General features: G+C 66.9%; 25 protein-coding genes. 9 read left to right on the forward strand and 16 right to left on the reverse strand.

Going from position 1 to position 25729, the window contains the following annotated elements; translation table 11 throughout:
• Positions 1-13: 13 nt before the first annotated feature.
• The 7 genes from der to ndk all read right to left on the reverse strand — a co-directional run bounded on the left by der (position 14) and on the right by ndk (position 6758).
• A complete protein-coding gene (der, locus tag ACT9F5_RS02255) occupies positions 14-1426 on the reverse strand; it encodes a ribosome biogenesis GTPase Der (protein ID WP_445118311.1) in 1413 nt (470 codons plus the stop codon).
• 31 nt (positions 1427-1457) lie between these two features.
• On the reverse strand, positions 1458-2657 hold the full coding sequence (gene bamB / locus ACT9F5_RS02260; RefSeq protein WP_445118312.1) for an outer membrane protein assembly factor BamB: 1200 nt from the start codon (positions 2655-2657) through the stop codon (positions 1458-1460).
• Positions 2657-3286 carry a tetratricopeptide repeat protein gene (locus ACT9F5_RS02265; RefSeq protein WP_445118313.1) on the reverse strand — a complete coding sequence of 210 codons (630 nt, stop codon included), beginning with the start codon at positions 3284-3286 and terminating at the stop codon, positions 2657-2659. The genes bamB and ACT9F5_RS02265 overlap by 1 nt, the downstream gene beginning before the upstream one ends.
• Positions 3287-3413: 127 nt before the next feature.
• Positions 3414-4229, reverse strand: a complete 816-nt coding sequence (locus tag ACT9F5_RS02270) for a RodZ domain-containing protein (RefSeq protein ID WP_445118314.1) — start codon at positions 4227-4229, stop codon at positions 3414-3416.
• A complete protein-coding gene (gene pilW / locus ACT9F5_RS02275) occupies positions 4226-5005 on the reverse strand; it encodes a type IV pilus biogenesis/stability protein PilW (RefSeq protein ID WP_445118315.1) in 780 nt (259 codons plus the stop codon). Before pilW ends, ACT9F5_RS02270 begins: the two co-directional genes overlap by 4 nt.
• A 55-nt stretch (positions 5006-5060) precedes the next feature.
• Positions 5061-6314, reverse strand: coding sequence for a 23S rRNA (adenine(2503)-C(2))-methyltransferase RlmN (rlmN, locus tag ACT9F5_RS02280; RefSeq protein WP_445118316.1), 1254 nt, complete (start codon positions 6312-6314; stop codon positions 5061-5063).
• An 18-nt stretch (positions 6315-6332) separates the two neighbouring features.
• Positions 6333-6758 carry a nucleoside-diphosphate kinase gene (ndk, locus tag ACT9F5_RS02285; RefSeq protein ID WP_445118317.1) on the reverse strand — a complete coding sequence of 142 codons (426 nt, stop codon included), beginning with the start codon at positions 6756-6758 and terminating at the stop codon, positions 6333-6335.
• A 266-nt stretch (positions 6759-7024) separates the two neighbouring features.
• Here ndk and ACT9F5_RS02290 point away from each other — a divergent pair, with 266 nt between their 5' ends.
• The 3 genes from ACT9F5_RS02290 to ACT9F5_RS02300 all read left to right on the forward strand — a co-directional run bounded on the left by ACT9F5_RS02290 (position 7025) and on the right by ACT9F5_RS02300 (position 11418).
• Positions 7025-7645, forward strand: a complete 621-nt coding sequence (locus ACT9F5_RS02290) for a TetR family transcriptional regulator (RefSeq protein WP_445099655.1) — start codon at positions 7025-7027, stop codon at positions 7643-7645.
• Positions 7646-7695: 50 nt separating this feature from the next.
• Positions 7696-10071, forward strand: a complete 2376-nt coding sequence (locus ACT9F5_RS02295) for a 3-hydroxyacyl-CoA dehydrogenase NAD-binding domain-containing protein (protein ID WP_445118318.1) — start codon at positions 7696-7698, stop codon at positions 10069-10071.
• Positions 10072-10215: 144 nt separating this feature from the next.
• Positions 10216-11418 (forward strand): acetyl-CoA C-acyltransferase, encoded by a 1203-nt coding sequence (locus tag ACT9F5_RS02300; RefSeq protein ID WP_445118319.1) that lies wholly within the window; start codon positions 10216-10218, stop codon positions 11416-11418.
• Positions 11419-11572: 154 nt separating this feature from the next.
• Here the strand turns inward: ACT9F5_RS02300 and ACT9F5_RS02305 are convergent, their stop codons facing one another.
• The 9 genes from ACT9F5_RS02305 to cmk form a co-directional block, all read right to left on the reverse strand.
• Entirely contained in the window at positions 11573-12853 is a 1281-nt protein-coding gene (locus ACT9F5_RS02305; RefSeq protein WP_445118320.1) for an FAD-dependent oxidoreductase, read from the reverse strand.
• 4 nt (positions 12854-12857) lie between these two features.
• Entirely contained in the window at positions 12858-13757 is a 900-nt protein-coding gene (gene galU, locus ACT9F5_RS02310) for a UTP--glucose-1-phosphate uridylyltransferase GalU (RefSeq protein WP_445118321.1), read from the reverse strand.
• Positions 13757-15673, reverse strand: a complete 1917-nt coding sequence (locus tag ACT9F5_RS02315; RefSeq protein WP_445118322.1) for a polysaccharide biosynthesis protein — start codon at positions 15671-15673, stop codon at positions 13757-13759. The genes galU and ACT9F5_RS02315 overlap by 1 nt, the downstream gene beginning before the upstream one ends.
• Before the next feature lie 13 nt (positions 15674-15686).
• Positions 15687-16667, reverse strand: a complete 981-nt coding sequence (locus ACT9F5_RS02320; RefSeq protein WP_445119476.1) for an MraY family glycosyltransferase — start codon at positions 16665-16667, stop codon at positions 15687-15689.
• Between the two features lie 8 nt (positions 16668-16675).
• The gene (lapB, locus tag ACT9F5_RS02325) at positions 16676-17854 is read right to left on the reverse strand and encodes a lipopolysaccharide assembly protein LapB (protein WP_445118323.1); all 1179 of its coding nucleotides are present in this window, start codon (positions 17852-17854) and stop codon (positions 16676-16678) included.
• Positions 17855-17857: 3 nt separating this feature from the next.
• Positions 17858-18130: a lipopolysaccharide assembly protein LapA domain-containing protein gene (locus ACT9F5_RS02330; RefSeq protein WP_445118324.1), complete on the reverse strand. Its 273-nt coding sequence runs from the start codon at positions 18128-18130 to the stop codon at positions 17858-17860.
• Between the two features lie 75 nt (positions 18131-18205).
• Positions 18206-18508, reverse strand: a complete 303-nt coding sequence (locus ACT9F5_RS02335; protein WP_445118325.1) for an integration host factor subunit beta — start codon at positions 18506-18508, stop codon at positions 18206-18208.
• Between the two features lie 125 nt (positions 18509-18633).
• Positions 18634-20331, reverse strand: coding sequence for a 30S ribosomal protein S1 (gene rpsA / locus ACT9F5_RS02340; RefSeq protein ID WP_445118326.1), 1698 nt, complete (start codon positions 20329-20331; stop codon positions 18634-18636).
• Positions 20332-20482: 151 nt separating this feature from the next.
• Positions 20483-21166, reverse strand: coding sequence for a (d)CMP kinase (cmk, locus tag ACT9F5_RS02345; RefSeq protein WP_445119477.1), 684 nt, complete (start codon positions 21164-21166; stop codon positions 20483-20485).
• A 159-nt stretch (positions 21167-21325) separates the two neighbouring features.
• Here cmk and ykgO point away from each other — a divergent pair, with 159 nt between their 5' ends.
• The 6 genes from ykgO (at position 21326) to ACT9F5_RS02375 (ending at position 25652) form a co-directional block, all read left to right on the forward strand.
• Positions 21326-21451 (forward strand): type B 50S ribosomal protein L36, encoded by a 126-nt coding sequence (ykgO, locus tag ACT9F5_RS02350; protein WP_445099645.1) that lies wholly within the window; start codon positions 21326-21328, stop codon positions 21449-21451.
• Between the two features lie 211 nt (positions 21452-21662).
• Positions 21663-22001, forward strand: a complete 339-nt coding sequence (locus tag ACT9F5_RS02355) for a hypothetical protein (protein WP_445118327.1) — start codon at positions 21663-21665, stop codon at positions 21999-22001.
• 11 nt (positions 22002-22012) lie between these two features.
• On the forward strand, positions 22013-23047 hold the full coding sequence (locus ACT9F5_RS02360; RefSeq protein WP_445118328.1) for an agmatine deiminase family protein: 1035 nt from the start codon (positions 22013-22015) through the stop codon (positions 23045-23047).
• Between the two features lie 78 nt (positions 23048-23125).
• A complete protein-coding gene (locus ACT9F5_RS02365) occupies positions 23126-24025 on the forward strand; it encodes a nitrilase-related carbon-nitrogen hydrolase (RefSeq protein ID WP_445118329.1) in 900 nt (299 codons plus the stop codon).
• Positions 24026-24097: 72 nt separating this feature from the next.
• The gene (locus tag ACT9F5_RS02370; RefSeq protein WP_445118330.1) at positions 24098-24706 is read left to right on the forward strand and encodes a TetR family transcriptional regulator C-terminal domain-containing protein; all 609 of its coding nucleotides are present in this window, start codon (positions 24098-24100) and stop codon (positions 24704-24706) included.
• Positions 24707-24785: 79 nt separating this feature from the next.
• On the forward strand, positions 24786-25652 hold the full coding sequence (locus tag ACT9F5_RS02375; protein WP_445118331.1) for an alpha/beta fold hydrolase: 867 nt from the start codon (positions 24786-24788) through the stop codon (positions 25650-25652).
• Positions 25653-25729: the final 77 nt, after the last annotated feature.

A 25729-nucleotide genomic window follows, 5' to 3' on the forward strand; every position in this document is an offset into this window, starting at 1 on the left:
CCGGCACCCGCGTTTACTTGCCGCGCTTGACGTGCCGGATCAGGCGGCGCTTCTTGGCGATCTGCTTCTCGCTGAGCACGTTCTTCTTGCCTTCGTAGGGGTTTGCCCCCTCCTTGAAGACGAAGCGGATCGGGGTGCCGACCAGCTTGAAACGCTTGCGGAAGAAGTTCTCCAGATAGCGTTTGTAGGTGTCGCTGAGCGTGCGCAGGCGGTTGCCGTGGACCACGAAGGTCGGCGGGTTGCTGGCTGCCGGATGGGCGTAGCGCAACTTCGCGACGTGACCGCGCACGACCGGCGGCGGATTGGTCTCGTAGGCGATTTCCATCGCCTTGGTGACTTCGCTGGTGCTGAACTCGTGCGTCGCCGAGGCGTGGGCGCGGTGGATCGCCTTGAACAGTTCGCCCAGCCCGGAGCCGTGTTTCGCGCTGATCCGTATCGCCTCGGCCCAATTGACGAACGCCAGCTTGCGCGACAGCAATGCCTCGGCCTGCTGTCGCTGGTAATCGCTCTGCCCATCCCACTTGTTGACCGCGACCACCAGCGCGCGACCGGCGTCCAGCGCGTAGCCGAGGACGCTGGCGTCCTGGTCGGTCACGCCTTCGCCGGCGTCGAGCATGATCACCGCGACCTGGCATTGTTCGATCGCGTGCAGGGTCTTGATGATCGAGAACTTCTCGACCGCCTCGTCGACCCGCGACTTGCGACGCAGGCCGGCGGTGTCGATCAACCGGTACAGGCGACCATCGCGCTCCATGTCGATCGCGACCGAGTCGCGGGTAGTGCCGGGAACGTCGGACGCGATCATCCGCTCCTCGCCCAGCAACCGGTTGACCAGGGTCGACTTGCCGACATTGGGGCGCCCGATGAACGCGATGCGGATGCGCGTGGGGTCGTCGTCGAGTTCGGTCGAAGCGCCCTCGTCCGGCAACCGCCCGATGACCTCGTCGATCAGCTCGTCGATGCCCTGGCGATGCGCCGATGAGACCGCAACGGCCTCGCTGAAGCCGTAGCGGGCGAAGTCGTTGAGCGCGGCCTGGGTGTCGATGCCGTCGGTCTTGTTGATCACCAGCAGGGTCGGCCGCGCGGTCTTGCGCAGCCAGGCCAGGATCTCGTCGTCCAGCGCCGACGCGCCTTCGCGGCCGTCGACGATGAACAGCACGAGGTCGGCCTCGGCCGCCGCGGCACGTGCCTGGCGGGCGGTCGCGCCGAGCAGGCCTTCGACAAGATGCTCGCTCTCGCCGGCGATGCCGCCGGTATCGACCACCGCGAACGCACGCTGGCCCTCCGGCCGGCATACGCCGTAGTGGCGGTCCCGGGTGACCCCGGGCTGGTCGTGGACCAGGGCGTCGCGGCTGCGCGTGAGCGCGTTGAACAGCGTTGATTTACCTACGTTGGGTCGACCAACGAGCGCGACTAGCGGAAGCATGGGGTTCAGCCGGAATTTGGGGGGATCGGACTCATTGCCCGAGGCGGAACGCGCTCAGTTCGCCGTCGATGTCCTGCACGACCAGGATTCCGTCCGCCACCACCGGGGTGGCGCGCAGTGCGTCCCCGCCGGCACGCGCGCGGGCGGCGAACTCGCCGGTGCCCAGGTCGAGCCAGTGCAGGTAACCGTCGTAGTCGCCCACGACCGCGTAGCTGCCATGGATGGCGGGTGCGGTGAGGTTGCGGCGGGCCAGTGCCGGCTGCTGCCACAGCGCACTGCCGCCGGCCTTGTCCAGGCCGAACACGGTATCGCCCGGCTCGGTGACCACCACCACGCTGGGGGCGACCGCCACCTGTCCGGGACCGCCGTTTTCGCTCAGCCACATCGGCTGGCCGGTCGGGGCGTTGATGGCCATGGTCTGGCCCTTGAAACTGGTGGCGTAGAGGGTGGTGTCCTCGAGAACGGGGGAGCCGTCCACATCGGCCATGCGGTCGAGCTCGGTGCGTCCTTCCTGCTGCGCGATCGCCTGGTCCCACAGCGGACGGCCATCCTGGGCGGACAGCGCGCTGACGGTGCCGTCGTCGTTGCCGACGAACAGGAAGCCGGGGCCGAGCACGGGGGCATCGTTGCCACGCACCGACAAGGTCGGCACCTCGTGGTTCCAGAACCAGCGACGCTCGCCGCTGGCGGCGTCGAACGCGGTCACCCGGCCGTCGTTGGAGCGCACGAACACCATGCCCATGCCGATGGCTGGGGCCGCGATGATTTCGTTGCCCACCTTGGCGCGCCATTTCTCGGCACCGGTCGCGGCATCGAGCGCGATGACGTCACCGTCGAGGCTGCCGATCGCGACCAGGCCATCGCCGGCGCCGGGGCCACCGCTCAACTGCAACTCGCTTTCATGGGACCAGACCGTCTGGCCGGTCTGCAGGTCAAACGCGTGGACCCCGCCTTCGACCGCGGCCGCGTAGACCCTGCCATCGGCGACGACCGGGCCCTGGCGCGCACCCAGCAGGCCTTCACCCTTGCCCGCGTCGGCCGACCAGATCTCGCTGACCGTTGCCGTCGAGATGATGTCGGTCAGCTTGGCCGGCTCGGTGTTCTTGTCGTCCTTGCCGCCGAACCAGCCCTTGATGGTGCTGCAGCCGGCAAGCGAGGCGATGCAGAGCGCGATCGCTCCGGTGCGGATCAGGGTGGCGCCGGGAACGCGGGGTGTCGGTGCGGACTTCATCAAGACTGTGCCTCGGTGCTGGTGGGGGTCCCGCCGACTTCCGTGAGCTTGAGTTCGAGCACGCGGCGCTGGGGCGAAGCCACGTCGAGCCTGGTCAGCGCCTGCTGGTAGGCCTCGCGGGCCTTGTCAGGCTGGCCCAGGGCGTAATGTGCGTCACCGCGGACCTGCAGCGCGGTCGGGGTGTCGACCGTGTCGACCAGCGCCAGTGCGGCTTCGGCCTGGTCGGTGGCGATCAGCAGGCGGGCCAGCCGCTGGTTGACGATATCGGCGATGGCGGCGTTGCCGGGCTTGATCGAGCGCAGGGTCTCGATGGCGGCCGCGTCGTCCTGGACGGCGACCTGCGATGCGGCCAGCTCGAGTGCAGCGAGGTTGGCGTAGACGCCTTCGCCCAGCACATCGACCTTGGCGGCACCCTGCCCGTCACCGGCCTCGATTGCAGTGAGCGCGGCCTGGTACTGGTCGGCCTTGGCGAGCTGCTGCTGGGACTGCTGCTGCTGCCACCATTTCCAGCCGCCGATCGCCGCAAGGCCGAGCACGATGCCGCCAATCAGGCCGGCCCCGTTCTCGCGAAGCCATAGAAGGACGCGTTCGCTTTGTTCGTGTTCGTCAAGTGGATCGTCGATTGCCATGCGCTAGCTGCCATCCCGCCCCGGCCGCGGGCCGGAGGCAATTGGTGAGGACTGGCCCGCGAGCGGGCCGGTGGAAATGCCGGCACGGCCGGTATACGGCCGTGCAACAGCGGACCCGCGACGCGGGTCAGTCGGCGACCGGCGCGAGGGAGCCGTCAGAGGATAGCGTAAAGCGCGCCACGTTCGCGCGGCTGAACGGCTCCAGGTCGACCGGCTCCCCGTCCTGGCGGACTTCGACGGCGGACGAGTTGCCAAGCACGAGCCGGCCTACCTCGCCCTGCTCGTAGCTGCGGCGTTCGCCTTCGGCCAGCAGGCCCTGTTCGAGCTTGCTTCCATCGGGCGCGAAGACCTGCACCCAGCTTTCGTCGTTGAACTCGATCGACAGGGCGGGCGTATCCACTGCCGTACCGTGCATGCTGCCCATCGACGCGATCAACGGTTTGCGTTGCGCCGGCTTGCGCACCGGGGATGGCGTGGTGCCGTCGGCTTCAACCGGCACCGGTCGTTGCAGATCGAAAGACTGCACGCTCAGGTCGTTCGACAGGTGCGGTTGGGTCGCAAGCCAGACCGGCACCGCGATCATCGCCGTGATCCCGATATAGACCGCGCGACGGGTCACCTGCTCGAACATCCGGCGGTAGCGCGGCGTATGGCTGTGGCTGACCAGTTCGGATGGAGTGACCGGCCCGACCTCGGTGCGGATCAGGTCGAGGTCCAGGTCGATGCCCAGCAGGCGGGAATAACTTCGCAACTGGCCCCGCACGAATACCGGCGCGCCAATCCGGGCCCAGTCATCGGATTCGAGTGCGCGGATGACGCGCACCGGCATTTTCAGCCGCGCCGAGACTTCTTCCTGGGAGAGCCCCGCGCGTTGCCTCGCCTGCATGAGGCGAATGCCAAAGCTATCGACGCCTTCGGGCGCGATTGTGTTCGGGTGCATCATCGTTTCCCGTTTTCCCCTGCTCCGGAGCCCGATGTATCAGGGAACTCCGCCCTCAGTCTTTGAACGTATCTGGCTGCAGCGTCCTTGTCGCCGAGTTTTTCCTCGATTTGTGACGCAAGCAACAGCGAACGGGCATCTGCGGGGGCAGCCGCCAGCCGGCGTTGCGAAAACGCCCGTGCATGGAATGCACGACCGGCACGGAATTCATGCTCGGCCATGGCCGCCAGCGCGACCGGGTTCCGGGGCTCCAGCCCGAGCGCTGCGTCCAGGTACTTTACCGCCAACCCGCCCTGCCCGGCCCTGACGGCACAGGCCCCGGCATTGGCCATCGCCGCCGCCGGGGTGCGGTAGCCGCGATCCGCCAGGGCGCGATCGAACCACTGCAGGGACTCCTGTTCACGGCCGTTGGCGCACAGCCAGGTCCCGTAGTTGTTGAGCGCCCCGCCATCCTGCGGGGCCAGTTCGACAGCGCGTCGATAGTGGTCCCCGGCTACCTCGACCTCGCCCTCGGCATCGGCAACCAGTGCGCGCAACGTATGCGCAGCGGCAAATTCCGGAGATCGCTCCAAGGCTTCCACTGCCGCTTTCCGTGCTCCCGCCAGGTCACCGCGGGTATAGGCCAACTGGCCCTGCTGGACCGCGGTGCGCGCGTTCGCGGCGCCCTTGCTGCGGTCGTCGGTGACGACGTCCAGTTCCGGCGCGGTTCGGCGGAAGTCGCTGCGCGTGTAATCGGGCTTGATGAAACTCAGCCGATTGCAGCCCGTCGCGATGGCCATCACGGCCAATCCCAGCAGCAGCCCCCCGGCTCGTCCCCGGACAACGATTCCGCACTCAGGCGGCAGCATCCCTGCCCCCTTGCGCTTCGAGTGTCTTGCGGAATTCCGCCTGCCGGCGCGTGCGGTCCGCGACCTGGCCCTTGAGCTGGCCGCAGGCCGCGTCGATGTCGTCGCCGCGGGTCCGCCGCACGGTGGTCAGCACCCGCGCCTCCTGCAACAACTTCTGGAACGCGCGGATGTCGGTCTCGGCGGAACGTTCGAAGCGGGTGCCCGGGAACGGGTTGAACGGGATCAGGTTGACCTTGGCCGCGTCCTTCATCTGCACCGCGTTATCGAACTGGCGCATCAGGCGGGCCAGTTCGCGGGCATGCTGCGGCTGGTCGTTGACCCCCTTCATCAGGGTGTATTCGAACGTGATCGAAGAGCGCGGCTTGCGCTTGACGTAGCGCTGGCAGGCCGCCATCAGCTCGGCGATCGGGTACTTCCTGTTGAGCGGGATCAGCTCGGTGCGCAGCGCGTCGTTGGGCGCGTGCAGCGACACCGCCAGCGAGACGTCGCTGGCCTGCCCGAGCTGGTCGATCTGCGGCACCAGGCCGGAGGTCGACAGCGTCACGCGCTTGTTGGCCAGCCCGTAGCCGAGGTCGTCGCGCATGATGCTCATGGCCCGCACGACGTTGTCGAAATTCATCAGCGGCTCGCCCATGCCCATCATCACCACGTTGGTCAGCTTGCGCTGCTGGTGCGGCAGGTTGCCGAGCTGGCGGGCGGCGATCCAGACCTGGCCGATCACCTCGGCGGTGGTCAGGTTGCGGTTGAAGCCCTGGGTGGCGGTCGAGCAGAACGTGCAGTTGAGCGCGCAGCCGACCTGGCTGGACACGCACAGCGTGCCGCGGCCCTTGTCGGGGATGTAGACCGCCTCGATGGCGTTCCTCGGGTCCATGCCGATCAGCCACTTGATGGTGCCGTCGGTGGAGGGCTTCTCAAGCAGGACCATCGGCGCGCGGACTTCGGCGTACTCGTGCAGCTTGGCGCGCAGCGCCTTGCCGAGGTCGGTCATGTCGTCGAAGTCGGTGACGTAGCGGTGGTGGATCCACTTCATCACCTGGTGCGCGCGGTAGCGCTTCTCGCCGAGGACGTTCTCGAAGAAGTCCTCCAGCGAGACGCGGTCGAGGTCGAAGATATTCGTCTTCGACCCCGCCGCGGCATTGCCGGCCGTGTCCCGCACGGACGCCGCCCACGGCTTCGCGGCGCCGGCTTCGGTTGAAGCGTCGGCAAGGGCGATGTCGATGGTGTCGCGGGTGCGGGTCATGGCTTCTGGTTCAATCGATCAGCGCGCGTAGACGTCGGTCGCCGGGAAGAAGTACGCGATCTCGTTCGCGGCGTTCTCGAGGCTGTCCGAGCCGTGCACGGCGTTGGCGTCGATGCTGTCGGCGAAGTCGGCGCGGATGGTGCCGGCGGCGGCTTCCTTCGGGTTGGTGGCGCCCATCAGGTCACGGTTCTTGAGCACCGCGCCCTCGCCTTCGAGCGCCTGGATCATCACCGGGCCGGAGATCATGAACTCGACCAGCGCGTTGAAGAACGGACGCTCGCGGTGGACGGCGTAGAAACCCTCGGCCTCGGCCTTGGACAGGTGCTTCATCTTCGAGGCGACGACCTTCAGGCCGGCCTTCTCGAAACGGGTGTAGATCTCGCCGATGACGTTCTTGGCGACGGCGTCGGGCTTGATGATGGACAGGGTGCGCTCCAGCGCCATGGGATATCTCCGGGTAGGCGGGCCGCGACCCTTAATTGCCTGGGTTCGCGCCCGAGGATAACAGAAAAACCCGCGTCGGGACGCGGGTTTAGCCGATATGGCTGCGGTAATACTACCGGATCGTCATGCGGTTTTGCAGTGCCACGGCGCATTGTTTTTGCGGTTCATGCCGACGCCCGCGTTGACGGGTCCCCTTGCACGGCCGTAGCATCAAACAAGCGTTTGATTAACCCGCTGGCGCGGGGCACCCAACCTTCCGGACGACCATGGCCGCTACCACCCACTTCTCCACCAAGGACCGCATCCTCGGCGCCGCCGAGGACCTGTTCGCCCAGTTCGGCTTCAGCGGCACCTCGCTGCGGCAGGTCACCAGCCGCGCCGACGTCAACATCGCCGCGGTCAACTACCACTTCGGCAGCAAGGAGAACCTCGTCAACGAGGTCTTCCGGCGCCGCATGGACGACATGAGCGCGCACCGGCTGTCGGCGCTGAAGGCCGCGCTGGAGCAGCATCCGGGCGAACTCGAGCCGATCCTTGCCGCATTCGTGGAGCCTGCGCTGGCCATCGCCCAGGACCGCCACGGCGGCGCGGCATTCGTCAGGGTCGTCGCACGCGCCTATGCGGAAAAGAACGACAGCCTGCGCAAGTTCCTGTCCGATCATTACGGCCACGTACTGCGCGAATTCGCCAAGGCGATCGCCGCTTGCGTGCCTGCGCTGAGCAAGGAAGAGCTGTACTGGCGGCTGGACTTCCTGGCCGGCGCGCTGACCTACGCGATGGCCGATTTCGGCCTGATCAAGCGGCCGACCGGCACGGCCGAGAAGGCCCACCGGGAGCGCGCGGCGCGCGAGTTGATCCGGTTTGCGGCGGCGGGCTTCAAGAGCTGAGTCGCCCACATCCTTCGACAAAAAACAAATTTATCAAGGAGTTACTGAAAATGTCCGAGAAACTACTTGTACGCCGTGCGGCCGTCCTCGGCGCCGGCGTGATGGGCGCGCAGATCGCCGCCCACCTGACCAACGCCGGCGTCGACACGGTGTTGTTCGACCTGCCGGCCAAGGACGGCGACCCGAACGGCGTGGTCAACAAGGCGATCGCGGGTTTGGCCAAGCTCAACCCTGCCCCGCTCGCCGACAAGACCCTGGCCAGGCGCATCGTCGCCGCCAACTACGAGACCGGCCTCGACCTGCTGGACGGCTGCGACCTGGTGATCGAGGCGATTGCCGAGAAGATGGAATGGAAGCAGGACCTCTACAGGAAGGTCGCCCCGCACATCGCCGACCACGCGGTACTGGCCAGCAACACCTCCGGGCTGGGCATCAACAAGCTCGCCGACGTGCTGCCCGAGGCGCTGCGCCCGCGCTTCTGCGGCGTGCACTTCTTCAACCCGCCACGCTACATGCACCTGGCCGAGCTGATCCCGGCCAAGGCCACGGACCCGGCGGTGCTGGCGAACCTGGAAACCTTCCTGACCACCACCCTCGGCAAGGGCGTGGTGATCGCGCGCGACACCCCGAACTTCATCGGCAACCGCATCGGCGTGTTTTCGATGCTGGCGGCGATGCACCACACCGAGCAGTTCAAGCTCGGCTTCGACACCGTCGATGCGCTGACCGGGCCGGCGATCGGCCGGCCGAAGTCGGCGACCTATCGCACCGCCGACGTGGTCGGGCTGGACACCATGGTCCACGTCATCAAGACCATGGCCGACACCCTGCCCGACGACCCGTGGCACAAGTATTTCAAGGCGCCGAAATGGCTCGCGGGGCTGGTCGAGAAAGGCGCGCTCGGTGCCAAGAACGGCGCCGGGGTCTACACCAAGAAAGGCAAGGACATCCTCGTCCTCGACCTGAAGGCGCAGGATTACCGGCCGTCGAACCCGGAGCTCGACTCCGAGGTTGCCGCTTTGCTTAAGGAGCGCGACCCGGCGAAGAAGTTCGCCGCGCTGCGCGCGTCCGACCACCCGCAGGCGAAGTTCCTGTGGTCCTGCTTCCGAGACACCTTCCACTACAGCGCCTACCACCTCAAGGACATCGCCGAGACCGCCCGCGAGGTCGACTTTGCGATGCGCTGGGGTTACGGCTGGTCGGTCGGTCCGTTCGAGACCTGGCAGGCCGCGGGCTGGAAGCAGGTCGCCGACTGGATCGCCGAGGACATCGTCGCCGGCGAGGCGATGAGCAACGCCGAATTGCCGGACTGGGTGTTCGACGGCCGCGAGGCCGTGCACTCCAACGCCGGCAGCTACAGCCCGGCGCGCGACGCAATGGTGCCGCGCTCGTCCAACCCGGTGTACGCGCGCCAGCGCTTCCCGGACGCGCTGCTGGGTGAGAAGGCCTCGCAGGGCCGCACGGTGTTCGAGAACGACGGCGTGCGCATGTGGGCCGACGAAGGCGACGAAATCGCGGTCGTGAGCCTCAAGACCAAGATGCATACGGTCAACGACCATGTACTCGACGGCCTGCAGGAAGCGGTGCGGATCGCCGAGCGCGACTTCCGCGGGCTGGTGATCTGGCAGCCGAAGGAGCCGTTCTCTGCCGGTGCCGACCTGGCCGGCGCACTGGGCCTGTTGCAGGCCGGTGACGTCAAGGGCTTCGAGGCGATGGTCGAGAATTTCCAGCGCACCAGCATGGCGATCAAGTATTCGCTGGTGCCGGTGGTCGCGGCGGTGCGCGGGCTGGCGCTGGGCGGCGGTTGCGAGTTCCAGATGCACTCGGCGCGGACGGTGCTGGGGCTGGAGAGCTACATCGGCCTGGTCGAGGCCGGCGTCGGCCTGCTGCCGGCCGGCGGTGGCCTGAAGGAGCTGGCGGTGCGCGCCTCGGACGCGGCCGGTGCCAACGGTGACGTGTTCGCCGAACTCAAGACCGTGTTCGAGACCGTGGCGATGGCCAAGGTCTCCACCTCGGCGGTTGAGGCGAAGAACCTGCAGCTGGCGCGCAAGGACGACGTGGTGGTGTTCAACGGATTCGAACTCCTGCACGTCGCCAAGGCCCAGGCCCGTGCGCTGGCCGAGTGCGGCTACCGTCCGCCGCTGCCCGCGCGCGGTATCCGGGTTGCCGGCGACGTCGGCATCGCCACCTTCAAGATGCTGCTGGTCAACATGCTGGAGGGCTATTTCATCTCGCAGCACGACTACGAGATCGCCACCCGCATCGCCACCGTGCTGTGCGGTGGTGAGGTCGACCGGCACTCGGTGGTCGACGAGGAGTGGCTGCTGAAGCTGGAGCGGCAGCACTTCGTCGAGCTGGCGCAGATGCCCAAGACCCAGGAGCGCATCGCGCACATGCTCAAGACCGGCAAGCCGCTGCGGAATTAGTGGTGAAGAAGATCGGGCATCCTGCCGCGACTTCTTCGCCCTTGGCGAAAAGCGTGGTTTTCACCAATGGCCGCGACGCCGCTTCGCGACGCCGCGCCGACACATCCATGTGTCGGAAAACCCCATCGAATCTGGAGTGACTCCATGACCAAGCAAGTTCAAGACGCCTACATCGTCGCCGCCACCCGCACCCCGGTCGGCAAGGCGCGCGGCGTGTTCGGCAACACCCGCCCCGACGACATGCTCGCCCACGTGCTCAAGGCCGTGCTGGCGCAGGCGCCGGGCATCGACGTCAACCGCATCGGCGACGCCATCATCGGCTGCGCCATGCCCGAGGCCGAGCAAGGCATGAATGTGGCGCGTATCGGCGTGCTGCTGGCGGGCCTGCCGCATACGATCCCGGCGCAGACGATCAACCGCTTCTGCTCGTCGGGCCTGCAGTCGGTCGCCCTGGCGGCCGACCAGATCCGCCTCGGCCAGGCCGACCTGATGCTGGCCGGCGGCACCGAGTCGATGTCGATGGTGCCGATGATGGGCAACAAGGTCGCGCTGTCGCCCAGCGTGTTCAAGGACGACCACGTCGCGATCGCCTACGGCATGGGCATCACCGCCGAGAAGGTCGCCGAGGAGTGGAAGATCTCGCGCGAGGACCAGGACCAGTTCGCGCTGGAGTCGCACCTGAAGGCGCTGAAGGCGATCGAGGCCGGCGCGTTCAAGGACGAGATCAGCCCGCTGGAGGTCATGTCGCACGTGCCCGACCTCGCCGGCAATACGATCCAACTGCGCAAGCGGCTGGTCGATACCGACGAAGGCCCGCGTCCGGGCTCGACCATCGAGGGCCTGGCGAAGCTCAAGCCGGTGTTCCGCAACGGCCAGTTCGGCGGCAGCGTGACCGCCGGCAACAGTTCGCAGATGAGTGATGGCGCCGGTGCGGTGCTGCTTGCGTCGGAGCAGGCGATCAAGGACTACGGGCTGACCCCGCTGGCGCGACTGGTCAGCTTCTCGGTCGCCGGCGTGCGTCCGGAGGTGATGGGCATCGGGCCGATCGCGGCGATCCCGCTGGCGCTCAAGCAGGCCGGCATCACCCAGGACCAGCTCGACTGGATCGAGCTCAACGAGGCGTTCGCTGCGCAGTCGCTGGCGGTGATCCGCGATTGCGGGCTGGACCCGTCGAAGATCAACCCGCTCGGCGGCGCGATCGCGCTCGGTCACCCGCTCGGTGCGACCGGCGCCGTGCGTACCGCGACGATCGTGCACGGCCTGCGCCGGCAGCAGCAGAAGTACGGCATGGTGACGATGTGCATCGGCACCGGCATGGGCGCGGCGGGCGTGTTCGAGGCGCTCTAGAGGCGCACCGTGGGCCGGGCACTTCATGTGCCCGGCCCTGCTACTGGACCTCGGGTGGATGTAGGAGCGGCTTCAGCCGCGATCGGATGGTTGGTCGCTCGTGCTACTCCCGATCGCGGCTGAAGCCGCTCCTACACTTCGCCGGCCATCGGGGTCAGTTGCGTTCGGTCGCCGCTTTCCACGCGTCCTTCGCCTCCGCCCACCAGTAGCTCAGCTGCGCTCCGACGAAGCCGGCTGGCTTCAGCGCCGACACCAGGCCGTAGTCGCTGAACTCGCGCCAGCGGGTGTCGCCTTCCGCGATCGCGGAGGCAACCACCTCGCCGGCGAACGTGGTCGGCGCTACGCCATGGCCGCCGAACGCCTGCGCCAGCCACAGGCCGTCATCGATACGGCCGATCTGCGGCATCTGGTGACGCGCGTAGCTCATCAACCCGGACCAGGCATGGTCGATACCAACGCCTTCAAGCTGCGGAAAGACCTTGAGCATGTCGCGATACAGCAACCGCTTGACGGCGTCGGGCGAGCGGTCGAGCACCGAGATCCGTCCTCCCCACAGCAGCCGGCTGTCCGGCAACGGGCGGTAATAGTCGAACGCGAAGCGGGTGTCGTAGACCGCCGACCGCGTACTCATCACCTCGTCCATGCGCGCGCCCAGCGGCTCGGTGACCATGACATAGGTCGCGATCGGCATGACTCCGGCGTCGACCTTCGAGCGCAGGCCCGCAAGGTAGCCGCCGCAGGCCAGGACCACCTGGTCCGCGTCGATCATGCCGTCAGCCGTTCGGACCCGCCACCTGGCGCCCACGCGATCGAGCCCGGTGGCCGGGCTCTCCTCGTGCACCGCGACCCCGGCAGCCATTGCGGCCCTGCCCAGGCCCTCGACGTACTTGAGGGGATGGAAGTGGAAACCCTGGCGTTCGAGCAGCGCATCGCCGTAACGATCGGTGTGGATGAGTTGCCGCAACTCCGCGCGAGGCAACCATTCCCAGTCGACCCCGAAGTGGTCAGCAAGCAGCCGCTGACGCGCGCGGAGCACCCCGGGGTCACGGAACCAGTTGGCCCAGATCACGCCCGCTTCGACCGGATCGCAATCGATCGCATACTTGCGGATACGGTTGCGGATCAGCTCCACTGCATCCAGCGTGCCCCGGTGCAACGCCCTCGCCCGCCCGGGGCCCAACTCGCGCAGCAACGCATCCTCGCCACGCGAGAACCCACCGAACACGAATCCTCCGTTGCGACCCGAGGCGCCATGTCCGATCCGCCCGGCTTCCAGCAGGATCACGTCGCGAACCCCGCGTTCCGCGAGTCCAAGGGCGGTGTTGAGGCCGGCAAAGCCGCCGCCGATGACGCAGACACGCGCCTCGCCGGGACCGTCCAGCGGCGCGAACGATCGCCTTTCCGGCAGCGTCGCGCGGTAGTAGGACGGCGCCATCGAGCTACTCCAGTTCGGTGACGCCCAGTTCCTTCAGCGCATCCTGCATCAGGCGCTGCGCGGCATCGCTGAGTTTCTCGTGGTCGAGTGCGTAGCGGATGGTCGCCTCGATCAGGCCGAGATGGGTGCCGCAATCGAAGCGCGTGCCCTGGAAGCGGAACGCGTTCACGGCCTCTTCCTTCAGCAGCGCCGCGATCGCGTCGGTCAACTGGATCTCGCCGCCGGCGCCTGGCGCCGTGGTCTCCAGCCAATGGAAGATGCGCGGATTGAGGACGTAGCGCCCCACCACCGCGAGCGTGCTCGGCGCATCCTCCGACCGGGGTTTTTCGACGATGGCACTGATCCGGCCCTGGCGCTTGTCGAAGGACTCCGTCGCGACGATTCCGTAGCTGCCGGTCGCCTCACGGGGGACATCCTGCACCGCGATCATGCTCGCGCCGGTCGCTTCGGCCGCGTCGGCCATCTGCTTCAACGCGCCATCGCCATGGTTCCAGATCAGGTCGTCCGGCAGGATCACCGCGAACGGTTCGTCGCCGATGACCGGCTTCGCGCACAACACCGCGTGGCCGAGCCCGAGTGCTTCCGCCTGGGTCACGAACACCGCGCGCACCCCTTTTGGCAGGACATTGCGGACCAGCTCGAGCTGCTCCTGCTTGCCGGCCCGCTCGAGCTTCTGTTCCAGCTCGTAGGCCTTGTCGAAATAGTCGGCCACCGCGTGCTTGTAGCGGTTGGTGACGAAGACCAGGGTGTCGCAACCGGCTTCGATCGCTTCGTCCACCGCGTACTGGATGAGCGGCCGGTCGATGATCGGCAGCATTTCCTTGGGGACGGTCTTGGTGGCGGGAAGGAAGCGCGTGCCAAGGCCGGCCACGGGGAACACGGCCTTGCGGATACGTGGAGACATCAAGGATTCCGGACTGAGGATCGTGACGGGAACGCGACCACCGTGGTGGCTTCGGGCAACTGCGGGGTGTGGGTGCCGACGGGTTTGAAGTCCGGGACCAGCGCGCGCAGCACCGTTCCCATGGTGGTTCGATCGTAGCGGTCCGAGGCTTCGCGCAACTGCTGCACACCGACCTCGATCTCGCGCGCGGCGATCGCGCGCGGCTCCGCCTGCAGGATCTTCGGGTGGGCGGTTGCGCGGTATCGCTCGTCCGCATGGAACAGGGTCTCGTGCAACTTCTCGCCGGGGCGCAGGCCGGTGTAGGTGATCGCGACATCACGACCGGGCTGCTTGCCGGCGAGCCGGATCATCTGTTCGGCCAGGAGCCGGATGGGCACGGGCTGGCCCATGTCGAGGGTGTAGATGGCCTCGTGCGTCCCGATCGCCGAAGCCTGCAGGATCAGCTGGCAGGCTTCCGGGATCGTCATGAAATAGCGGGTGACTTCAGGGTCGGTCACCGTGACCGGCCCGCCGCTGCGGATCTGGTCGCGGAACAGCGGTACGACGCTACCGGCCGAGTCGAGCACGTTGCCGAAGCGGACGGTCACGAACCGCGTACCGCGCTGGTCGGCAAGCGACTGGCAGGCCATTTCCGCCAACCGCTTGGTCGCGCCCAGCACGTTGCCGGGGTCGACCGCCTTGTCGGTGGAAATCAATACGAAGGTGCCGACGCCGGCTTCGCGGCAGGCCCGGGCCAGGGCCTCGGTCGCCAGCACGTTGTTGCGCACCGCTTCGCGCAACTGCGTTTCAAGCAACGGAACGTGCTTGTAGGCTGCCGCGTGGAATACCGCTTCGGGTGCAGCGGCGTCGAGTGCATAGGAAATGACCGCCGGGTCGCCGCAATCACCGAGCACCGGCAGGTACTCCAGGTCGGGGAAGTCACGGCGCAGGTTGGCTTCGGCAGTGATCAGCGCGAGTTCGTCGCGTTCGACCAGGGTGATCCGCCGGGCGCCGTGGCGCGCGCACTGGCGACACAGTTCCGAACCGATCGACCCGCCGGCACCGGTCACCAGCACCGAGCGCGCGCCCAGCCACCCGCGAATGGCCTTCCAGTCCGGCAGGACCTGCTGGCGACCGAGCAGGTCCTCGATCGCGACTTCCTTCAGTTCGCCGGGCAGCGACCGGCCTTCGAGCACGTCGCGCAGGCGCGGCACCATCCGGAACGGCAGCCCGGAGCGCTCACAGGCGACAACGACACGCTGCATGGCATCGGCATCGGCCGACGGCATCGCGATCACCAGCAACCGCGCCGCCGTTTCGCGCGCGATCTCGATCACGTCATCGACCTTGCCAAGCACGGGCACGCCCTGCACCTTGCTCCCACGCAGGCGTGGCGCGTCGTCGAGGAAACCCACTGGCTGGTAGCTGCCGAATCGACGCAGGTCGCGGACCAGCGCTTCACCGGAATGCCCCGCACCGAGGATCAGGATGCGCACCGACGCCTGGTCGCCCTGCTCCACGCTGCTGTCCTTCCATGCGCGATACAGCAGGCGCGGCGCCCCGAGCAGGCCCATCAACACCATCGGGTAAAGCACCAGCACGGTGCGCGACACCATGTCGAGACGGTTGTAGAGGAACAGGCCAAGCACGATCGCGAACAGGCCGAGCGCACAGGCCTTGAAGATGTTCCACAGGTCGGGAACGCTCGCAAACCGCCACAACCCGCGATACAGGCCGACCTGCCAGAACACGAGCCCTTGGGCAGCAAGTACCAGGACGATCTCCGTGGACCACCACGCCATGCTCGGAGGGTTCTGCATCACGCCGAAACGGAGCCGATGCAATCCCTGCCAGACCACCCAGACCATTGCGAGGTCGTGCAGCACGACCGCCATGCGCGGCAATCCACTCGACCAACGGTCCCGCCACGTCCTCATTCGCTATCCTTTTTCATTCTTCTTCGCCCGGCTCTGCGGGCCGCTGCTCCCAGTGCTGCAAGGCCCACCACGCCACGGTCGCGAACAGATACCACGCCATGCAAAACGCCAGCATGAAAACCGTGGAAGATCCGCGAAACACGGTCATCGCAACAAGGCCCAACACTGTCCATGCGACATAAGCGAGCGTGACGACGGCGTGACCGCGGCGTCGCGCCCATGCCTGGTAGGCGTGCTGGACGTGGGGTTGCCACCAGCGCTCGCCGCGCAAGATGCGGCGCGCAAGTGTAAACCCTGCGTCGACCAGGAACGCGGACAGCGGCAGCAGCAACCACGCTGCGTCGAGTCCTTGCGCCCCAGCGGCCACCACGCCGATCCCGGCGATGGCGAATCCGATTGCGCCACTGCCCACGTCGCCCATGAATATCCGTGCGCGTGGGAAATTGAACGGCAGGAAGCCCGCACATGCAGCCGCGAGGGCCAGTCCAACGAGCATCCAACTTCCGGTGGCCATCGAAGCGAGCGCGATACCGAGCAGCAATGCCTGGCTGGCCGCGATGCCGTCGATGCCGTCCATGAAATTCCAGATATTGGTCAGCGCCACCGTCGCCGCGAAGGCCAACAACGACAGCCATGGCTGGTCGAACACGTACTGGATGGCAAGCGCGAAGAGCGCTCCGGCCACGGCATGCACCAGCAGGCGAATCCACGGCGGCAACGGTCGATGGTCATCGACCATTCCGACCCCGGCCACCAGTGCGATGCCGATGGCGAACGCGCCCAGTAGCAGGCCTTGCGACGGGTCACGCAACGCCAGTGCCACCGCGGCAACCAGCAGCGCCAACACGATCGCTATGCCACCACCGCGGGGCGTGGCGACCGCATGGCTGCGACGCTCACCGGGGTGGTCGAGCAGGTCGCGCTGCAACGCGTAGCGGCGCGCCAGCCAGGTCCCGGTCGCCGCGATGCCGGAATGCAGGATCAACCACGCCAGCATCCCGCTCAGACCACCGCGTAGTTCAACAGCGGCTTGATGGTGCCCCACTCCTTGCAGCTGGGGCATTGCCAATGGTGGCTGCGCGCACCAAAGCCGCAGCGGTTGCAGCGGTAGCTCGGGTTGCGCACCAGCAACTGGTCGGTGATGTGCTTGAGGTCGTGCAGGGTCGCCGACGGGTCGGCGCCCTCGGCCAGGGTCAGGTCGATCAACGCCGCCTCGCCACGTACCGATGGCCGGTCCTTGAGCTGCTGGGCGAGATACGCCCGGGCCGATGCGACGCCGTCCGTGGATTCGACCATGCGGGTCAACGCCAGCACCGGCGCGATGCCGCGGTAGTGCTCGCACATTTCGGCCAGGAACGCGCGCGCGCCAGTGGTGTCGCCGACGCGCTCGTAGCTCGACAACAGCGCCGGCAGGACCTCCGGCAGGTAATCGGGATCATGTCGCGCCACCCGCTCGAACGCGCGGATGGCACCGGCATCACGGCCTGCCTCGATCTCCAGCCGGCCTTCAAGCATGCCGGCGCGGACCGAGTTGGCATCGGCCTCGTAGGCGCGGGCGACCGCGGCGCGGGCCGCGTCGGGATCGCCGGCGGCCCTATGGCGATCGGCCAGTTCGCATTCGAACTGCGCGATCAGCTTGCCCATCGGCTCGCTGGTTGCGGCCTCGTAGCGCCGCGCGTTCTCGATCGCCTTGGTCCAGTCGCGCTCGGACTGGTAGATGTTGATCAGGTGGCGCAGCGCCAGCGGCGCGCGCATGTCGAGGTCGACCAGGTCGCTGAAGACCGTCTCGGCGCGGTCCAGCAACCCCGAGCGCATGTAGTCCTCGCCCAGTGCCAGCAGTGCCTGGACCTTCTGCGGATCGCTCAGTCCGGGACGCTGCACCAACGCCTGGTGCAGCCGGATCGCGCGATCGACCTCGCCACGCCGACGGAACAGGTGGCCGAGCGCGACCTGGGTCTCGAAGGTGTCCTTGTCCAGTTCCGCGATGTGCAGGAACAGCTCGATCGCCTTGTCGGGCTGTTCGTTCAGAAGATAGTTGAGGCCGCGGAAGTAGGTCGTCGACAACCGGCTGACCTGGGTGTCGCTATGGCGTTCGCCGCCGCGGCGGCCGATCACCCATCCGCTGACAGCCGCGATCGGCAGCAGCAGGAAAAACCAGAACCACTCGTTGATGAAGGCCACGACTCAGGTCCCGGAAGGTGGGGTTGTAATCGGTTCGATGCGTTGCTGGCGTTCCGCGCGCGCGAGGCGGCGACGCAGCGGCAACACCAGGCTGGCGCTAATGGCCAGTCCGCCGATCAGCACCCCCAGCAACAGCGCGACGATCAATGCGACGCCGAGGTTGGTCGGGATATGCGTCACGCCCAGGTCGATCGAAACCAGTTGGCGGTTGAGTGCGCCCACGACAGCGCCGACCGCAAGACAGGCAATGGCGACGAGAAAACGGATCAAACGCATGGCGGTCTCCGGACGGCTCCCTGTTCGGCGAATAGCTTAGCCGACCTGCAACGCAGGGCAGCGGTGGATCGGACCTCAGTCGGTTTCGTCCAGCGGCATCGCGTCGCTGACGCGTTCGCGCAATTCCTTGCCGGGCTTGAAATGCGGAACGTGCTTGCCGGGCAACGCAACCGATTCCCCGGTCTTGGGGTTGCGCCCCAGGCGCGGCGGACGGTAGTGCAGCGAGAAGCTGCCGAATCCGCGGATCTCGATCCGCTCACCGTCGGCCAGCGACCCACCCATCATCTCCAGCAGCGCCTTCACCGAGAGATCCACGTCCTCGCCCTTCAGGTGGGCTTGGCGCTGGGCAAGTATCTCGATGAGTTCTGACTTGGTCATGGGCGGGACGGCAACTCGAATATGGCCAGCTGAAAATGCCTGGCAGAAAAAAGGACGGCCTGGCCGAAGCCGGGCCGTCCCCTTGTTACAGCGTTGCAGCGTGCATCAAACAGCGGGTCCGGAACTTACTCGGACTTGTTGTTGAGCTGCTCGCGCAGCAGCGCGCCCAGCTTGGTGGTGCCACTGGCGGCGTCGGCCGAAGCCGCGGAGGAACGGTTGTAGTCGGCCACGGCCTCCTGCATCTCCGCCTCGTCCTTGCCCTTGATCGACAGCTGCATCGTGCGGCCCTTGCGGTCCATGCCGATGAAACGCGCTTCGATCTCGTCGCCGACCTTGAGCACCTTGCTGGCGTCGTCGACACGCTCCTTGGAGATGTCGCGGGCCGCCACGTAGCCCTCGATGCCGTCGGCCAGTTCGATCGTCGCGCCCTTGGCGTCGACTTCCTTGACCTTGCCGGTGACGATCGAGCCACGCGCGTTCGACGCCATGTACTGGCCGAACGGGTCCTGCTCCATCTGCTTCACGCCGAGGCTGATGCGCTCGCGCTCCGGATCGACGGCAAGCACCACGGCTTCCAGCGTGTCGCCCTTCTTGAACTCGCGCACGATGTCTTCGCCGGTGGTGTTCCAGCTGATGTCGGACAGGTGGACCAGGCCATCGATGCCGCCGTCCAGGCCGATGAAGATGCCGAAGTCGGTGATCGACTTGATCTGGCCTTCGACCTTGTCACCCTTCTTGTGCAGGACCGCGAAGGTCTCCCACGGGTTGGACGACACCTGCTTCATGCCCAGCGAGATGCGGCGACGCTCCTCGTCGACGTCGAGGACCATGACCTGGACCTCGTCACCGACCTGCACGATCTTGGACGGGTTGACGTTCTTGTTGGTCCAGTCCATCTCGGACACGTGGACCAGGCCTTCCACGCCCGGCTCGATCTCGACGAACGCGCCGTAATCGGTGACGTTGGAGACCTTGCCGAACACGCGGGTGTCGGCCGGGTAGCGGCGCGCGATGTTGTCCCACGGATCCTCGCCCAGCTGCTTGAGGCCGAGGCTGACGCGGTTGCGCTCGCGGTCGTACTTGAGCACGCGGACGTCCATCTCCTGGCCGACTTCAACGACTTCGGACGGATGGCGCACGCGCTTCCAGGCCATGTCGGTGATGTGCAGCAGGCCGTCGATGCCACCCAGGTCCACGAACGCGCCGTAGTCGGTGAGGTTCTTGACCACGCCCTTGAGCACCGCGCCCTCGACCAGCTTCTCGAGCAGCTGCTCGCGCTCTTCCGAATGCTCGCTCTCGACCACCGCACGGCGGGAGACGACGATGTTGTTGCGCTTGCGGTCCAGCTTGATCAGCTTGAACTCGAGTTCCTTGCCTTCCAGGTAGGTCGAGTCGCGCACCGGGCGCACGTCGACCAGCGAGCCGGGCAGGAAGCCGCGGACGTCCTTGATGTCGACGGTGAAACCACCCTTGACCTTGCCGCTGATGCGGCCGGTGATGGTCTCGTTCTTCTCGAGGGCTTCCTCGAGCTCGTCCCACACCATGGCGCGCTTGGCCTTCTCGCGCGACAGCACGGTCTCGCCAAAGCCATTCTCGATGGAGTCCAGCGCGACCTTGACCTGGTCGCCCTCTGCGACGTCGATCTCGCCGGCGTCGTTACGGAACTGTTCGATCGGCACGATGCCTTCGGACTTCAGGCCGGCGTTGATCACCACCACGTCGCCACGGACCTCGACGACGGTGCCGACGACGATCGCGCCCGGCTTCAGCTTGGCCAGGTACTCCTGGCTCTGTTCGAACAGCTCTGCAAATGATTCGGTCATTGGAAAATATCCGGTTGAACACACGGGTCGCACCGGCTGCGTGGCAGCGCGTGGTCGACCCACCCGTTATGTGGTGCGATGGAACTGCACCATGTGTCGGTTGGTTTCCTGCCGCGGAATTGCGGTCAGGGCTCGGTCTGCTGCGAATGGTTCAAGCCCCGCGGGACGGCAACAACGCCAGCACGCGTTCGACCACCTCGTCGATGCCTAGGCCGGTGGTGTCGATGTGGACGGCGTCTTCGGCCGGCCGCAACGGAGCCACCGCACGATTGGCATCGCGGGCGTCACGGGCCAGGATCTCCCGCAGCAGACCAGCCAATGTAACGGAAACCCCCTTGTCATTCAACTGCTTATAGCGTCTTTCGGCCCGCTCCTCGGCGCTGGCGTCAAGGAACACCTTGTGGCCCGCGTCCGGGAAGATCACGGTGCCCATGTCGCGGCCGTCGGTGACCAGCCCGGGCGGCTGCCGGAACGCGCGCTGGCGGGCTTTCAGTGCGGCCCGCACCTCGGGGATCGCGGCGATCGCCGAAGCCGCTGCGCCGGCTGTCTCGGTGCGCAACTCGTCCGTGGCGTCACTACCATTGACCAGCACCCGCAACTCACTGCCGTCGTCGCGGAACGCGATCTCGGTATCGAACGTGCACCGGACCAGGGCGGCGGGGTCAGACAGGTCGATGTCGGCCCAGCCGGCAGCCACCCCGATCGCGCGGTACAGCGCCCCGGAGTCGAGGTAATGCCAGCCCAGGCGCTGCGCGACCAGGCGGCTGATGGTGCCCTTTCCGGAGCCGGAGGGGCCGTCGATGGTGAGTACGGGGATGGGTTGGTCGTCGGTCATTGTCATGGCCTTATTATGGGCGCTGGCGGCGGGCAGCCCGCGGTCTGGTGGAGGCTGATGCCCCCGACCCGGAATAATCCACGCAAGCGCTTGATCCGGCTGGCAAACTGCCGCTAGAATAGCGGGCTTGCTACTTTTTCCTGTTGCCGAGGCTAGATCATGAAGGTCGTGAACTCCCTGAAGTCGGCGAAGACCCGTCACCGCGACTGCAAAGTCGTTCGCCGTCGTGGCAAGGTCTTCGTGATTTGCAAGTCGAACCCGCGGTTCAAGGCGCGCCAGCGCTGAGATCCATCGTGTACAAGGCGCGCCAGCGCCAAGTCACCGGGCGCGATTGCGCTTCGCCGTGAAAGCCGCCTCCGGGCGGCTTTCCTGCTTATGGGGCGCGGAAAAATCCCATGCAGCCGAAGAAACATCCGGGTTCGTGACGCGCGTGCGCTGCCCAGGTACGCAGCCCGTGCTTACAATCCGGGCCTTGCCAAGGGGAAAGGGGAACTACATGAAAGCCACCAACACGCTGCTCGCCGCACTTCCGCTGCTCGCCACGCTGGCCCTCGCCGGCCCCGTCTCGGCCGAGACCCTGCTGATCGAGCGGGTGCAGGAAGAGAATCCCGCCACCCTGCCCGCCCGCGGCCAGAGCATGGCGCAGGTCGAGGCCCGCCACGGCGCGCCGGCCCAGCGCATGGACCCGCGCGGCGGCCAGAAGAGCCAGTGGCCGACGATCAACCGCTGGGTCTATCCGGCGTTCACCGTCTACTTCGAAAATACCCGGGTGATCGACGTCGTCGCCAACAAGGCCGACGCCACGGAAATCGGCCCGAAGCCTCCTATTCTCTGACACAGGTAACCATGAGCGAATCCCTGCGCTTTCCCGCGGAGTGGGAACCCCAGTCCGCGATCCTGATCGCGTGGCCGCACGCCGACACCGACTGGGCCGACCGGCTCGGCGAGGTCGAGGAAACCTATATCGCGCTGGTCGCGGCGATCACCCGCTTCCAGCCGGTACTGGTGTGCGTCGCCGATGACGACGTGCAGGCCTATGCGCGTGCGCGACTGTCGTCGGCTCGGATCGACATGGAGCGGGTGCGCTTCATCGAAGTGGAGTACGACGACACCTGGTTGCGCGATTCGGGCCCGATCACCTTGCGTGGCAAGGATGGTTTCCGGTTGCTCGATTTCCGGTTCACTGGCTGGGGCGGCAAGTTCGAGGCCGGGCGCGACGATCGGCTGGTGGAAACGCTGGACGATCTAAAGACGTTTGCGAAAAATGATCGGCAAGCAATTGATTTCGCACTGGAAGGTGGTGCCATAGAAACCGACGGTGCCGGCACGCTGTTGACCACCTGGAAGTGCCTGCACGAACGCCACCCCACCGTCAGCCGGGAGGCCCTCGACGACCGGCTGGCCAAATGGCTGCATCAGGACCGCGTGCTCTGGCTCGACCACGGCTACCTCGAAGGCGACGACACCGACGCCCACATCGATACCCTCGCCCGCTTCGCCACACCTGACGCCATCGTCTACCAGGCCTGCGACGACCCGACCGACTCACACCATCCGGAACTGCAGGCCATGGCCGCCGAGCTGGCTTCGCTGCGCACGCGCGACGGCATGCCCTACCGCCTGTTCCCGTTGCCATGGCCGCAACCGGTGATCGACCAGGACCGGCGCCTCGCCGCCAGCTACGCCAATTTCCTGATCATCAACGGCGCGGTGCTTATGCCGGCGTATGGCGACCCTGCCGACGACGAGGCCGCCGCGATGCTTGCCAAGGCCTTCCCGGACCGCGAGATCGTCCCCGTGCCCTGCCGGTCGCTGATCTGGCAGAACGGCAGCCTGCACTGCATCACCATGCAGCTTCCCGACGGCGTCGTCGCCGTTTGACCCTCCGGCCACGGCGCCCATGCGACCGTGGTCGTCCAGCCGCGCTTTCCCTGCGGCGGCCAACACCCGGATTCGGCCATGAAGAACAGAACCCTGCCCGTCGCCCTGATCCAGGAGCGCGCCATCATCGACCAGGGCCCCGGCAATGCCGACGCCAACCTGTCGGTTATCGAGCAGCGCGTGGCCGAGGCCGCGAAACAGGGGGCAAAGCTTGTGCTGCTGCAGGAACTCCACAACGGGGCCTACTTCTGCCAGCACGAATGCGTCGACGAATTCGACCTTGCGGAACCGATCCCCGGCCCAAGCACCGATCGCCTTGCGCGCCTGGCGAAGCAGCACGGCGTGGTGCTGGTCAGTTCGCTGTTCGAACGCCGCGCGGCCGGCCTTTACCACAACACCGCGGTGGTCTTCGACGCCGACGGCAGCACCGCAGGCAAGTACCGCAAGATGCACATCCCGGACGACCCGGGCTTCCAGGAGAAGTTCTACTTCACCCCGGGCGACCTCGGCTTCGAGCCGATCGACACCTCCGTCGGCCGCCTCGGCGTGCTGGTCTGCTGGGACCAGTGGTATCCGGAGGGCGCACGACTGATGGCGCTGGCCGGCGCCGAACTGCTGCTGTACCCGACCGCGATCGGCTGGGACCCGGATGACGACCAGGCCGAGAAGAATCGCCAGCGCGACGCATGGGTCCTGAGCCACCGCGGCCACGCGGTCGCCAACGGCCTGCCCGTGCTGTCGTGCAACCGGGTCGGGCACGAGCCGTCCCCGCTGGATGCCTCCGGCATCGATTTCTGGGGTAACAGCCATGTGCTGGGACCGCAGGGCGAATTCCTCGCCGAGGCGGGCGGAGAGCCGGAGATCCTGATGGCCGAGGTCGACCTGCAGCGCAGCGAGCACGTGCGGCGGATCTGGCCGTTCCTGCGCGATCGTCGGATCGATGCCTATGGCGACCTGCTGAAGCGTTACCGCGACTAGCGACTCCGGTCCTCCGGGGCCAGCGCCGACGAACGGCGGAAATAAACCGAACGGACGTGCTATTTTCCGGGCATGTCAGTCGCAGCCGCCACGTCCAAGGGTGCAGCAACCCGCGAGGCCATCCTCGACCACGCCTATGCCATCGCCTGTTCGGCGGGCCTGGAGGGGTTGTCGATCGGCGCACTCGCACATGCCGTGGGCATGTCCAAGAGCGGTGTCTTCGCGCACTTCGGTTCGCGCGAGGAACTGCAACTGGCCGTGCTGGAGGACGCCGCGCAGCGTTTCGTGGCGCATGTGTTCCACCCGGCCCTGCGCCAGCCGCGCGGCCTGGCCCGCCTGCGGAAGATCATCGAGCAGTGGTTCGACTGGGTCCGCCACGAAGACGATGGCGGCTGCCTGTTCCTGGCCGCCGTCAGCGAGTACGACGACCGCCCTGGACCGCAACGCGACCAGTTGCTGCAGCAGGACCGCCAATGGCGGCAGGCGCTCGCCCACGCGGTGTCGCTCGCCATCGACGCCGGTGAACTTCGCGCGGACACCGACGTCGAGCAACTGGTGTTCGAGATATACGCCCTGCCACTGCTGGTCCACCACGACGCCGGCCTGTACGGCTTCGACGTGGCGCAGGCTCGTGGCCTGCGTGCGTACGAGCGCCTGATCGGCACCAGCGCCCGCCACTGAAACGACAGCGAGAACCGCCATGCCCAGACCATCGTCCAAAATAAGCACGATCGTTCGATCTTTTATCCGGTGGAAGCTGTTGCGCTGGAGCTTTCGCCTAGGCGGCTGGCTGGCGCCGAAGACCACCGTCAACCGAGCCTCGAAGCTGTTCTGCACGCCCTACCCCGGTTCAAATCGGCGAGGCCGGGAGGCGCCCACGGGTGACGCACGACTGGATGCGATCGACAGCGACGGCACGTCGATCGCCCGTTACACGTGGGGCGACCCTGCGCAGCAACCCTACGTGCTGTTCGCCCACGGCTGGTCCAGCCACGGGGCGCGCATCCTGCCGTGGGTCGCGCCGTTGCGCGCGGCGGGTTATGCGGTCGTCGCGTTCGACCAGGCCGCGCACGGGCGCAGCGACGGCAGCGAAAGCAACCTGCTGGAGTTCACCCGGCACCTGCTCGAAATCGGCCGCCACAACGGCCCGGCGGCAGCGGTGATCGGCCATTCGCTCGGTGGCGCCGCGGTCGGAATGGCGCTGGCGCGCGGGTTGCAGGCCGACTGCGCGGTGCTGGTCGCGCCCGCCGCGGACCCGATCGACGCGGGGCGTCGCTTCGCACAAATGATCGGATTGTCCGGACACCTGCGCCGCCGGATGTTCGCGTTGTTCGAGGAACGCCTGTCGATACGCTTCGCCGACTTCCAGGCCGAACACAACGCCCCGGCCATCAACCGACCGGCATTGATCGTGCACGACCTCGAGGACCGGGAGGTTCCGTGGTCGGAAGGCGAGCGCTGGGCGCGCTATTGGCACCGCGCCCGCCTGCTGAGTACTCGCGGGCTGGGGCACCACCGGATTCTGGACGACCCCGAGGTCATCGCCGCCGCGCTGGCATTCCTGAGCGGCCAGGCGGTGGGCGAACGCCTGGTGTCATCACCCGACCTGGCCCTTGGCGTTGCCTGAATCCCGCCGTCCGCACGGTTTGCCGGCCCCCCGGGCAAGCTCTAAGCTGAGCCGTTTGCGCACGTCGATGCGCCCGG

The sequence above is a fragment of the Lysobacter sp. F6437 genome, assembly GCF_052547215.1.